Origin of the sequence: Kribbella qitaiheensis, from assembly GCF_042657745.1 — a bacterium.
GTDB classification, from domain to species: Bacteria; Actinomycetota; Actinomycetes; order Propionibacteriales; family Kribbellaceae; genus Kribbella; species Kribbella qitaiheensis.
In genome coordinates, this window is the sequence record NZ_JBHSKE010000059.1 from 49,128 (window position 1) to 61,320 (window position 12,193).

Annotated in this window: 10 protein-coding genes and 1 pseudogene; 7 read left to right on the forward strand and 4 right to left on the reverse strand. The window is 68.4% G+C overall.

The genetic code is table 11. From position 1 onward, the window contains the following. Positions 1-2: 2 nt before the first annotated feature. The 3 genes from tsaA to ACFPJ1_RS34630 all read right to left on the reverse strand — a co-directional run bounded on the left by tsaA (position 3) and on the right by ACFPJ1_RS34630 (position 2,818). Complete coding sequence (tsaA, locus tag ACFPJ1_RS34620) at positions 3-416, reverse strand: tRNA (N6-threonylcarbamoyladenosine(37)-N6)-methyltransferase TrmO (RefSeq protein ID WP_380110513.1); 414 nt, start codon at positions 414-416, stop codon at positions 3-5. A gap of 55 nt (positions 417-471) precedes the next feature. Further along, a complete protein-coding gene (locus ACFPJ1_RS34625; protein ID WP_380110514.1) occupies positions 472-1,224 on the reverse strand; it encodes a metallophosphoesterase in 753 nt (250 codons plus the stop codon). An 88-nt stretch (positions 1,225-1,312) separates the two neighbouring features. Then, positions 1,313-2,818, reverse strand: a complete 1,506-nt coding sequence (locus ACFPJ1_RS34630) for a PstS family phosphate ABC transporter substrate-binding protein (RefSeq protein ID WP_380110515.1) — start codon at positions 2,816-2,818, stop codon at positions 1,313-1,315. A 170-nt stretch (positions 2,819-2,988) separates the two neighbouring features. Between ACFPJ1_RS34630 and ACFPJ1_RS34635 the strand changes: the two genes are divergently transcribed. The 7 genes from ACFPJ1_RS34635 (at position 2,989) to ACFPJ1_RS34665 (ending at position 9,865) form a co-directional block, all read left to right on the forward strand. Next, on the forward strand, positions 2,989-4,347 hold the full coding sequence (locus ACFPJ1_RS34635; protein WP_380110516.1) for a dihydrolipoyl dehydrogenase family protein: 1,359 nt from the start codon (positions 2,989-2,991) through the stop codon (positions 4,345-4,347). Positions 4,348-4,391: 44 nt separating this feature from the next. Then, positions 4,392-5,423 (forward strand): energy-coupling factor ABC transporter permease, encoded by a 1,032-nt coding sequence (locus ACFPJ1_RS34640; protein ID WP_380110517.1) that lies wholly within the window; start codon positions 4,392-4,394, stop codon positions 5,421-5,423. 7 nt (positions 5,424-5,430) lie between these two features. Further along, positions 5,431-6,198, forward strand: a complete 768-nt coding sequence (cbiQ, locus tag ACFPJ1_RS34645; RefSeq protein WP_380110518.1) for a cobalt ECF transporter T component CbiQ — start codon at positions 5,431-5,433, stop codon at positions 6,196-6,198. Next, positions 6,195-6,965, forward strand: a complete 771-nt coding sequence (locus ACFPJ1_RS34650; protein WP_380110519.1) for an energy-coupling factor ABC transporter ATP-binding protein — start codon at positions 6,195-6,197, stop codon at positions 6,963-6,965. The genes cbiQ and ACFPJ1_RS34650 overlap by 4 nt, the downstream gene beginning before the upstream one ends. A gap of 131 nt (positions 6,966-7,096) precedes the next feature. Then, a complete protein-coding gene (locus ACFPJ1_RS34655; protein ID WP_380110520.1) occupies positions 7,097-7,885 on the forward strand; it encodes an SGNH/GDSL hydrolase family protein in 789 nt (262 codons plus the stop codon). 120 nt (positions 7,886-8,005) lie between these two features. Then, positions 8,006-8,974, forward strand: coding sequence for a winged helix DNA-binding domain-containing protein (locus ACFPJ1_RS34660; protein WP_380110521.1), 969 nt, complete (start codon positions 8,006-8,008; stop codon positions 8,972-8,974). Between the two features lie 57 nt (positions 8,975-9,031). Beyond that, a complete protein-coding gene (locus ACFPJ1_RS34665) occupies positions 9,032-9,865 on the forward strand; it encodes an SRPBCC family protein (RefSeq protein WP_380110522.1) in 834 nt (277 codons plus the stop codon). Here ACFPJ1_RS34665 and ACFPJ1_RS34670 read toward each other — a convergent pair. Further along, positions 9,845-12,179: pseudogene (locus ACFPJ1_RS34670) on the reverse strand (ATP-binding cassette domain-containing protein). The gene ACFPJ1_RS34665 and the pseudogene ACFPJ1_RS34670 overlap by 21 nt on opposite strands. Between the last annotated feature and the right edge of the window lie 14 nt (positions 12,180-12,193).

The window sequence follows — 12,193 nt, forward strand, 5'->3', positions numbered from 1 at the left end:
GGTCAGCGCTCGGTGGCTTCGCCGAGGACGGGTTTGACGTCCACGATGGGCGTGCCGTCGAGTGCCTCGAGGTGACCGACCTGGAGGCGCAGGTCGGCAACCGCGGTGATCGTCACCCGGTGGAGGCCGACGGGGTTCGGGCGGTCGGGCGACCGGGTGCTGAAGACGCCGGTGAGTGGACGGTCCTCGTCTCCACGCGGGTGAACCGCCAGGACGTCACGGTCGGCGCGATCGAACCAGGTGATCAACAAGAGCTCGTCGCCGACTCCGAGGTCGGCCAGCCCTGCGCGCACCTCCTCGTCGAACACCAGCCAAGCGTCAGGTGCTCCCTCGTCGGCCTGACGCGGCGCGTCTTTCCTGTCGGTCAGCACGGACTCCACCCGGCCGATCGGCCGGACCACCAGTTCATCGCTCATCAGCCGGCTCCAGTCTCAGCTTGAGGTCGAGGGTCAGGCAGGTATGCGCTCACGTTCAGCTTGACGTCAGATGGCGGTAAACCGTGACAAGAGGTTGACCCGGCGCGGCGATGTGCAGCGCCAGCCCGGGTGGCGCGGTCACGTCGACCAGCCCCGCGGCGGCGGCCGGTTCGAACGGCAGGGGAGCGGTGGACCTGATGCCAGGAGCAACCAACAGCGGGAACCCGGCGAAGGTCGTCGACACCCCGTTGTGGACGTGGCCGGCGAGCAGTGCGGTGATCGGCTTGTCGCGGAGCACCGCCTCGAACCCGTCCGGCGACTGCAGGATCCACTGGTCGAGGACCGGATGCTGGAGCTCGTTCGGAGGATGGTGGAACGCCACGAACAACGGCCCGCTCACCGGCTCAGCCAGTACTGCGGACAGCCACTCGAGTGACTCCGCGCTCAACAGCCCGTGGTCCTCACCCGGCACCGACGTGTCGAGCAACACGAATCTGGCTCCCGCGACATCCCGCACCTGATGCACGGGATGCCCGTCACCCGACGACTCGACGTACGCCGTGAGCCCGGCGCGCAGCGGTCCGCTGACGTCGTGGTTCCCGGGCAGCATCAACACCGGTACGTCGAGCTCCAGCTCGGCCGCGACCTCGGCGTACTCCGACTCCAACCCGTGGTCGGCCAGATCCCCGGTGACGAGCACGACGTCGACCGGCCGCGAGAACCCCCGCAGGTACGTCGTGACGAGGCGCAGGCGGTCCCGCGCGTCCGCTGACCCGTCGAGATGCGGGTCACTGAGATGAGCGATCACGAACACGGCAACCTCCAGCGGTCTAACGGTAGATCCACAACCTACCGTTAGCAGGCCTCCGCCGGATACTGGGTTTAACGCCGAGTGTTCAGCCGCAGAACGCGGTAGGCAGTTCGGGGCAGGGGACCAGGCCGTCGCGGGCCAGGATCGGGCGGGCCTGCATCGACCCGAGGTAGTCCAGGAACGCCTCCTGCAGCGAGTCCTGTCCGGGTGTCTTGTAGGTGTAGGCGTGCTCGACCTCCCAGAACCGGTACGACCGGTCCGCCACCTTCGACGCGTCCGGGACCACCCCGTCGATCGACACCACCGTGACGGCCGGGTACTTCCGCGAGCCGCCCAGCTCGGCGTACCCGATCGCGCCCTCGATATCGTTCACCCGCGACAGCAGCTCTTCCGTCGTACCGACCTCGCAGCGGTGGTGCTTGGCGACCGGGTCGTCCTTGGTGCGGCAGTCGTCGGAGGAGATGCCCAGCTCCTGGTCGCCGGCCAGCACCTTGTCCCGGAAGGTGCGGCGCGAGCCGGAGTCGGGGCCGACGCGGCTCACCATCCGGATCGGCAGGTCCCGCCCGCCGAGCTGCTTCCAGTTGGTCAGCCGTCCCGCGTAGATGTCCCGCAACTGGGTCACCGTCAGCGCGGTCACATCCGTCGAGCGGTTCAGGACGACCGCGAAGACGACCACCGCGATCGACCGGCCGCGAAGGTCGGGAGAGTCTTCGGCCGGTCCGTCCGACATGGCGATCAGCTGTCCGGCGGTCGCCGGATCCCGCGTGCCGGTCTCGTTGAGCGCCCGGGTCCCACTGCGGCTGCCGTTCGCGGCGATCGTGATGTCGGCCTGGGTGCACTCCGCCGCATAGGCACTCCGGAGCTCCTTCATGGTCGGCTCCACCGCGGTCGAGCCGATGATCTGGAGCCGACCGGACGCGCAGTTGTCCGGCGGCTGGAGCACGTCGACGACGAAGAGCGCCACCAGCGCACCCACCAGCAGCAGCGACAACGCCCCGAACATCAGCGTTCGCCGACCCGGACCGCGCGGCCGCGGCTCGTGGTAGACCCCACCGCCCGCTGATCCGCCCGCGAGGTAGCCCGAGTGCGTCACGCCGTCCCCACGGCCGCTGAGCACCAGCAGGAACTTGAAGCTGTCGCCGCGGTTGATCGCGGTCCGCGGCAGGATCAGCTTGCTCGTCTCGATGAAGTTCTCCGAGTCGAGCTGGCGCTGCAGCATCTCGCCGAGCGCCTCGGGCTTGGCCTCGGTCACCTCGAGCCCGACGATCTTGCGGTCCGGGAACGCGAACGACACCTTCTCGTGCATGTGGTGCGGCTCGATGTCCATCCCGCCGGCGTTGTCCACCCGCAGCAGCACGATGCTCGGATCCGGCACCACCGCGCCCTGGTAGCGGACCTCGACGTCCACCATGTGCGAGCTGGGGAAGACGCCGATCGGGGCGTCGACCTGGACCCGGTAGACGAGCCGCTTGCGGCGCAGGAAGTACCTGTCGACCAGCCAGACGATCACGGTGCCGATCAGCGCGATCGCCGCGATCACCGTCTCGAGATTGATGTCCCCCAGGCCGGAGAAGTCCACTGCCAGACTCATTGCCCCCACAGCATTCATCGAAGGAGCGCCGAGCGTAGGGAGCGCACACGACCGGCCGGTGAACAGCGGTTGAATCCTCACGGTGACGCGATCCGGCGCCGGCACTTACTGTCCGCTGACGCGCCGCGGCAGGGCTTGGCCTGCGACCGTCCGTCTGCGAGATTGGCGGCATGGCTGAACAGGTGGATGTGGTCGTTGTCGGGCTGGGCGTCGGTGGCGAGGAGACCTCGGGGCGGCTCGCGGAGGCGGGCCTGAACGTCGTCGGGGTGGAGCCGCGGCTGGTCGGTGGCGAATGCCCGTACTACGGCTGCATCCCGAGCAAGATGATGATCCGCGCCGGGAACCTGATCGCCGAGACCCGCCGCGTCGAAGGCATCGCCGGTACGTCGACCGTCGAGCCCGACTGGACTCCGGTGGCCAAGCGGATCCGCGAGGAGGCGACGGACAACTGGAACGACCAGGTCGCGGTCGACCGCCTGGTGAACAAGGGCGTCACCTTCGTCCGCGACCACGCCACGATCACCGGGCCGCGCACCGTGCGGGCGGGCGGCAAGGAGTACGAGGCGTCCCGCGGCATCGTCATCGCCACCGGCACGGTCCCGCTGATCCCGCCGATCGACGGCCTCGCCGGCACGCCGTACTGGACCAACCGCGAGGCGATCGAGGCGGACACGCTGCCGTCCACCATGATCGTGCTCGGCGGCGGCGCGGTCGGGCTGGAGCTGACTCAGGTGTTCGCGCGGTTCGGCGTGGACGTGACCGTGGTCGAAGGTGCCGACCGGGTGATCGCGATGGAGGAGCCGGAGTCCAGCGAACTGGCCCAGGCCGCGCTCGAGAGAGACGGGGTCACCTTCCGGCTCGGCTCGCACGCCAACACCGTGCAGCACGACGGCAGCACCTTCACCATGACGCTGGCCGACGGCGGCACGGTCACCGGCGAGAAGTTGCTGGTGGCAACCGGACGCCGGGTGGACATCAAGGGTCTCGGACTGGAGAAGGCGGGTCTCGATCCCGACGCGCGGTCCATCGCGGTGGACGAGCACGTCCGCGCGGGCGACGGCATCTGGGCGGTCGGCGACGTCACCGGTGTCGGCGTCTTCACCCACAACGCGATGTACCAGGCGAACGTGGCCGTGCTCGACATCCTCGGCGCGGAGGGAGCGCCGGTGGCGAGCTATCACGCGATGCCCCGGGTCACCTTCACCGACCCGGAGATCGGCGCGGTCGGGATGACCGAGAAGGAGGCCCGCGACAAAGGCCTCGACGTGCGGACCGGGATCACCCAGATCCCGGCGTCGACCAGGGGCTGGATCCACAAGGCGGGCAACGAGGGATTCATCAAGCTCGTCATGGACAATGAACGCGGCGTGCTGGTCGGTGCGACCAGTTCGGGACCGACCGGCGGTGAGGTGATGGCGGCGCTGGCGGTCGCGGTACACGCCGCGGTCCCGGTTCACTCTCTGCAACAGATGATCTACGCATACCCGACCTTCCACCGCGCGATCGGCGAGGCACTGAAGGCGTTCTGAACGCCTTGTTGCGATTCGGTCGCAAGTAGATCAAGAATGTCGGCATGCATGTTCCTGACGGGTTCTTCGACGCGCCCACCTCCGTCGCCACCGGCCTGATCGCGGCGGGAGCAGTCGGATTCAGCCTGCAGCGCGCCAACCGGGAGATCCGTGAGACGGGCCCGGCGCTGGCCGGCCTGACCGCGGCCTTCGTCTTCGCCGTCCAGATGGTGAACTTCCCGGTCGGCGCCGGCACCAGCGGTCACCTGCTGGGTGGCGCGCTGGCGGCCGCCCTGGTCGGCCCGTGGACGGCGGTGCTGGTGATGTCGACGGTGCTGCTCGTCCAGGGCCTGCTCTTCGCCGACGGCGGCCTGACCGCGCTCGGCACGAACATCACCCTGATGGGCCTGATCACCGTCCTGGTCGGGTACTTCGTGATCCGCGCGGTGCTGCAGGTCCTGCCCAAGCGGGTCGGCAGCGTGGTCCCCGCGACCACCCTCGGCGCCCTAGTCTCGGTCCCGGTCGCCGCGCTCGCGTTCACCGGTCTCTACGCGATCGGCGGCGCGGTCGACATCCCGCTCGGCAAGCTCGCCACCGCGATGGTCGGCTGGCACATCCTGGTCGGCGTCGGCGAGGCCGTGATCACCGCGGCGGTGCTGAGCGCGGTCGTCGCGACCCGCCCCGACCTCGTGTACGCCGCTCGCCACCTGCAGCCGGACCTCGTCCTGGTCGATGCCGACGGCAACAGCTCGACGGTGTCGCCAGACCGGCCGATCGCCGCGAAGCCCGCCGGCCGGACCCTCGGGGTGGGGGTCGCCGCCACCCTGCTGGTCGCCGGAGTCGTCAGCCTGTTCGCCAGTGCGCACCCGGACGGTCTGGAGTTCGTCGGCGCGAAGCTCGGGTTCGAAGGCGCGGCCAAGGACTCGGCAGTGGCCGGCAGCCCGCTCGCGGACTATGGGGTCAGTGGGATCGGCAACGCCCAGGTGTCCGGCGCGCTCGCGGGCATCATCGGAGTACTGGTGACGATCGCGGTCGGGCTGGCGATCGCCAAGGTAGCGTCGCTGCGGTCGTCCGCGCGCGCCGACAAGGCTGCCTGATGCGCTCGTGACCGGTTCCGCCGGCGACGGTCTGCTGGTCGTCGCGGACAGCCGGATCCATCGGTTGCCCGCGCAGGTGAAGATCGTCGCGCTCTTCGTCTTCGTGCTCGCCGTGGTGTCCACCCCGGCGGGAGTCTTCTGGGCCTTCGCCCTGTACGCCGCGCTGCTCGTCGGGTGCGTCGTGCTCGCCAAGCTGCCGCCACTGGTGGTGATGAGGCGCCTCGCGGTGGAGACGCCGTTCGTGGTGTTCGCGCTGGTGCTGCCGTTCGTGGCGACTGGCCCGCGGGTCGAAGTACTGGGGGTTTCGCTGTCGGAGTCGGGCGTGCTCGGCTCGTGGAACGTGCTGGCCAAGGGGACGCTCGGCGTGATTGCCGCGATCGTGTTGTCGGCGACGACGGCTCCGCGCTCTTTGCTTGCCGGGCTCGAGCGGTTGCGGTTGCCGTCGACGCTGGTGGCGATCCTGTCGTTCATGGTCCGGTACCTGAGTGTGGTGTCGGACGACCTGCACCGGATGCGGATCGCGCGCGAGTCCCGTGGGTACAGCGGTGGCCGCGCGGGTCATATGAAGGCGATCGCCGGGGGAGTCGGGGCGTTGTTCGTGCGGAGTTTCGAGCGCGGCGAGCGGGTGCACCTGGCGATGCAGTCCCGCGGCTACACCGGACGGATGCCGTTGCTGTCGGATTCGGGAGCGGCCCGGGTCCAATGGATCGAGGGCCTGGTGATCTCCCTGGCGGCCGTCGTCATCGCGGTCGCGGCTAGGGTGGTCGGCTTGTGAGCGGTCCATCGATCCACGTCGAGCGTCTCGTCTTCGCCTATCCCGACGGCCGGCAGGCCCTGTTCGGCGTCGACTTCACCATCCAGCGCGGCGAACGCGTCGCGCTGCTCGGCCCGAACGGTGCCGGCAAGACCACGCTCGTGCTGCACCTCAACGGCATCCTCGGCTCGGTGGCCGGCGGGAGCGGGAGCGGCCGGATCCAGATCGGCGGGTCGGACCTGCACCGCGAGCACCTGCCCGAAGTACGCCGGAAAGTCGGGCTGGTGTTCCAGGACCCCGATGACCAGTTGTTCATGCCGACCGTGCGCGACGACGTCGCCTTCGGACCGGCGAACCTGGGCCTGCGCGGCACCGATCTCGAAAGGCGGGTGCACGAGGCGCTGGTCCAGGTCGGCATGCAGGACCACGCTGATGTCGCCCCGCACCACCTGTCATACGGCCAGCGCCGCCGGGTCGCGGTGGCCACGGTGCTCGCGATGCGGCCCGAAGTACTGGTACTGGACGAGCCGTCGAGCAACCTCGATCCGGCGAGCCGGCGGGAGTTGGCGGACATCCTCTCCGGACTCGATGTGACCCTGCTGATGATCACGCACGACCTGCCGTACGCGCTGCAACTGTGCGAGCGGAGTCTCCTGATGGACGACGGCCGGATCGTCGCCGACGGCTCCACCCGGGACCTCCTCGGCGACGCCGACCTGATGTCCGCCCACCGCCTCGAACTCCCCTACGGCTTCGACCCGCTCTCGGTGCCGGGACCCGAACGCTGAAGACCTCGGTCAGCAATTGGGGGTGAATTCCCAACCAGGGTCTTGCTTGTTACTGGCTGGTCAGCGAAGGTGACTCTCAGTTCACCCTGCGCCTCGGTTCCCTCCACCAGTGCAAAGGCGGTACCGCCCAAATGAAACCCATCGCCGGCATCATCAGCGCAGCGGTCCTCGGGATCGCACTCCTCACCAGCCCGACCATCGCCCAGGCCGCGGCGCCCGACTACGTGGCGCTCGGTGACTCGTACGCCTCCGGCGTCGGGACCCGCAGCTACATCACCTCGAGCGGCTCCTGCAAGCGCTCGACCCTGTCCTACCCGTACCTCGACGCCGCCCGGATCGGCGCCACCCTGACCTCGGTGGCCTGCTCCGGCGCCCGGGTCGCGGACGTCACGGCCAACCAGCTCGGCCCACTCAACAGCGGGATCGAGTTCGTCACCGTCCAGGTCGGCGGCAACGACGCCGGATTCTCCTCGGTGATCACCGAGTGCGCCAAGCCCGCCTGGCTCGCCAACTGCGACGGCGCCATCAACACCGCCCAGGCGACGATCAACAACACGCTACCCAGCCGCCTGAACGGGCTCTACGCGACGATCAGAAGCCGCGCGTCGGTGGCGAAGGTCGTCACGGTCGGCTACCCGCGGCTGTTCAACGGCACCGACTGCAACGCGGGCACCTTCTTCAGCGCCGCTGAGATGACCCGGCTGAACCAGACCGCCGACCTGCTCAACGCGAAGGTGGCGGCCTCGGCGAGCGCCGCCGGCTTCACCTTCGTCAACCCGACCTCGGCCTTCACGGGGCACGCGGTCTGCGGCAGCCCGGAGTGGATCAACGGTCTGTCCAACCCGGTTACAGAGTCGTACCACCCGAACACGACTGGGCAGCAAGGCTTCGCGAATCTGGTCGACGACCACCTGAACTGAGGATTTCGACCCCTTCGACCTGCGCGGCGCCCCTGAACGTGATGTTATGCAGGGGTGCCGCACAGGTCAGTCCGCTGGCTTCTGGCGGCTCGGGTCCAGGCCAACGGCCTAGATCGTCCGGTGTCCGAGGCCGGCCCCGGAGGGGTGGCCGACGTCGTACGCCGGACGGCGGGGCTCCAAGCGCAGAGCTGGCGCGGAGCCGCATACGCCGTCCGAGCGCGATCCACCGCGACCACCTGGTCCGACGTCATCCACGCGCAGCAGACAGATCGATCGGTACTGCGCGGCTGGTTCATGCGCGGCACCCTGCAACTGGTGGCCGCCGAGGACGCCGGTCCGTTGCTAGGGCTCCTCAGCCCCAAACTGATCAAGGACACCCACCGCCGGTACGGCGAACTCGGCCTGGCCGGGGATCTCCCCGATCGAGCGGCTGAGGTGCTCGAGACCTACCTGCTGGACAACGGCCCGACCGGCCGCGCCAGGCTCGGCGCAGTACTCGTCGAGGCCGGGATGATCCAGGAGCCGACCGGACAGGCCGTGTACGCGTGCATCAGGCACGCCGGGTTGCTCGGGAAGGTCTGTTACGGCCCCGGGCATGATGCCAACGAGACCTGGGTCGCCGTTCGGGACTGGCTCGGTGAACCACTGACACTCGAGGGCTCCGCGGACGACCTCGCCCGGCGCTACCTCACGGCGTACGGGCCTGCCACTGTTCAGGACTTCGCGACCTGGTCCGGTCTGCCGATCCCGTCGGCCCGGAAGGCACTGAACGCGGTGGCCACCACCGAGTTCGTGGTGGAGGGAGAGTCGCTGGCGGCGGTCGAGGATCTGCCCGGTTCCGACGATCTCCGGCTGGTAGGGGAGTTCGACGCTTACCTGCTCGGCTACAAGGACCGGCACTACGCGTTGGCCGAGGAACACCGCAAGCACATCCATCCCGGCGGCGGCATGTTGCGCCCCGCGGTCATCCACGGCGGCGTCGTGATCGGCTCGTGGAAGCACGATGGAGCACAGGTCGAGCTGTTCGACGAGTCCGCTGAGCCGGAGGGACTGGGGGCAGAGCTCAGGGATCTCGCCCGCTTCCGTTAGTGGTCCGCCGGGCCTTGTTCTTGCGTCGTATATGCTCAGAACGGTATATATGGAGCCATGAGTGAAACGCTGACCAGCGAGCACGGCCGGACCGTACTGCGGATGGAGCGGCGGCTGACACATCCGCCGGAGAAGGTCTGGCGGGCGCTGACCGATCCGTCCGAACTGGCCGCGTGGTTCCCGACCGCGGTCGAGCTGGATCTGCGGCTCGACGGGAAGATCTCGTTCACGTTCGAGCAGGGTGAGGACGACTTCGTCGAGGACCCCGACAACAGCGGCGTGATCCGCGCCTACGACCCACCCCGGCTGCTCGAATACACCTGGGGCGCCGAGATCCAGCGCTGGGAACTCGCCCCGACCGACGGGGGCTGCCTCCTCACCCTCACCGCCACGTACGACGACCGCCCGGGCTCGGCAAGCTTCACCAGCGGCTGGATCCTCTGCCTCGACGCGCTGGACAAGGCCCTCGGCGGGGCCACCATCCAACGCGAGACCTACCCAGCCCTCCACGAACACTTCATCAAGCAGTACTCCCTGGACCAAGGCACCCTCCACCCCGACGGCTCAATCCACTACGAACGCCAACTGGTCGCCCCCAAACAAGACGTCTGGGCAAAGCTGGCGGACGCCACTCCGGCGGGGTTCGTCGACAACCCACCCCCTCCCGGATTCGTTGCTGAAGGCATCGAAGCCGGGAGGGTGCTGACGGCTGAGGCGCAGGTGGAGTTGAGTTACCCGTGGCAGCACGGTGTGGTCACCTGGCGGCTTCGTGATGGGAACGGGGGAGCGCGCCTGGTGGTCACCCAGACGGGTCCGGCCGAGGACTACCTGCCCGCGTGGCGCGACCTGATCGAATCGCTGGCCGCCGACCTACTCGTCGGCGGCGACTGAACCGACATACTGGTCGGCCGCTACTGCACCGACGTACTGGCGGAGGTGGTCGGCGGTCAGGGAGGCGCTGCTTTCGACCAGGTCAGCGGGGATGCCCGTGAAGACGATCTGGCCGCCGTCGTGGCCGGCGCCCGGGCCGAGGTCGATCAGCCAGTCCGCGTGCGCCATCACGGCTTGATGGTGCTCGATCACGATCACCGTGTTGCCGTCATCAACGAGCTTGTCCAGCAGACCCAGCAGCTGGTCGATGTCGGCAAGATGCAGTCCGGTGGTCGGCTCGTCCAGGATGTAGGTGGTCCCGTTCTTGCCCATGTGGATGGCCAGCTTCAACCGCTGCCGCTCGCCACCCGACAAGGTGGTGAGCGGGCTGACCGAGCCCGAGATACCCCAATCCCACCGCGGACAACCGATCGAGAGTCGCCCGCGCCGGCCCTTTGGCGAAGAACTCCCGCGCCTCCGTCACCGACAGCCCCAGTACTTCGCTGATGTTCTTGCCACGCAACCGATACGCGAGCACTTCCGACGTGAACCGTGCCCCGTTGCAGTCCTCGCACACCGACGCCACCTCGGCCATCATCGCCAGGTCCGTGTAGATCAGTCCGAGGCCCTTGCAAGTCGAGCACGCGCCGACCGAGTTGGCGCTGAACAATCCCGGCTTCACTTTGTTCGCCTTCGCGAACTCGGCCCGGATCGGATCCAGCAACCCGGAGTACGTCGCGGGGTTGCTCCGCCGTGACCCGCGGATCGGCTCCTGCCCGGCGACGATCACTCCTTCACGCCCGGCCAGCGATCCGTGAATCAGCGAGCTCTTGCCCGAGCCGGCGACACCGGTGACGACAGTCAGCACCCCGAGCGGAACGTCGACACTCACGTCCTGCAGATTGTGCAACGTGGCACCGTCGATCCTCAGACTGCCGATGGGTTGCCTGACCTCGTCGCGCAGCCGCACCCGGTGATCGAGGTACCGCCCGGTGAGAGTGCCGGACTTCTTCAACCCCTTCAGATCGCCCACATAGCAGAGCCGCCCACCCGCCATCCCGGCACCGGGCCCGAGGTCGACCACGTAGTCGGCGATCCGGATCGTCTCCGGCTTGTGCTCCACGACGAGCACGGTGTTGCCCTTGTCGCGCAGTTGCAGCAGCAGTTCGTTCATCCGCTGGATGTCGTGCGGGTGGAGTCCGACCGTGGGCTCGTCGAACACGTAGGTGACGTCGGTCAGCGAGGAGCCGAGGTGCCGGACCAGCTTGACCCGCTGCGCCTCACCCCCGGACAGCGTCGACGACTCCCGATCGAGGCTGAGGTAGCCGAGCCCGATGTCCACCATCGAGTCGAGAGTCTCCCGCAGCCCTTCGAGCATCGGCCCGACCGACGCGTCCTTCAGGCCGCGGATGAACTCGGCCAGGTCGCTGATCTGCATCCCCGAGCACTCGGCGATGCCGTAGCCGTCGATCCGTGCGGCCAGCGCCGCCTGGTTGAGCCGCGCGCCGTCGCACTCCGGGCAGACGGTCAGCTTCACCGCCCGATCCGCGAATGCTCGGATGTGACTCTGCATCGACTCGCGATCCTTCGCAAGGTATAGCCGCTTCACCTTCGTGACGAGTCCCTCGAAGGTGAGGTTGCTCCTGCCGATCCTCACCTTCATGGCCGGCTGGTTGAGGAACTGCTCCCACTGGTCGGCCGGATAGTCCGTCAGCGGCAGGTCCGGGTCGAACAACCCGGACTTCGCCATCAGTTGCCAGTACCACGTGTCGACGCCGAACCCGGGCACCTTGATCGCGTCCTGGTTGAGCGACCTGTCCCGGTCGACGAGTTCGTCGACGTCGATCTCGGTCGCCCTGCCGAGGCCCTCGCAAGTCGGGCACATGCCCTCGGCCCGGTTGAAGCTGAACGCGAACGGCGGCCCGGCGTACGGCGTACCGATCCGGCTGAAGAGGATCCGCAGCATCGTGTACGCGTCGGTCGCGGTGCCCACGGTGGAGCGGGCGTTCGCGCCGATCCGCTCCTGGTCCACGATGATCGCCGCGCTGAGGTTGCGCAGCGAGTCGACGTCCGGCCGGGCCAGGCTGGGCATGAAGTTCTGGATGAAGGCGGTGTAGGTCTCGTTGATCAGCCGCTGCGACTCTGCGGCGATGGTGTCGAAGACGAGGGACGACTTGCCGGAGCCGGAGACTCCGGTGAAGACCGTCAACCGTCGCTTCGGGATGTCGAGGGAGACGCCGCTGAGGTTGTTCTCGCGGGCTCCCCGGACCTGGATGACGTCGTGACTGTCGGCGGCTTCGTGGCCGGAATTGTCCGGCAGAATCGTGGCAGGCATACGTTCAATTTTCT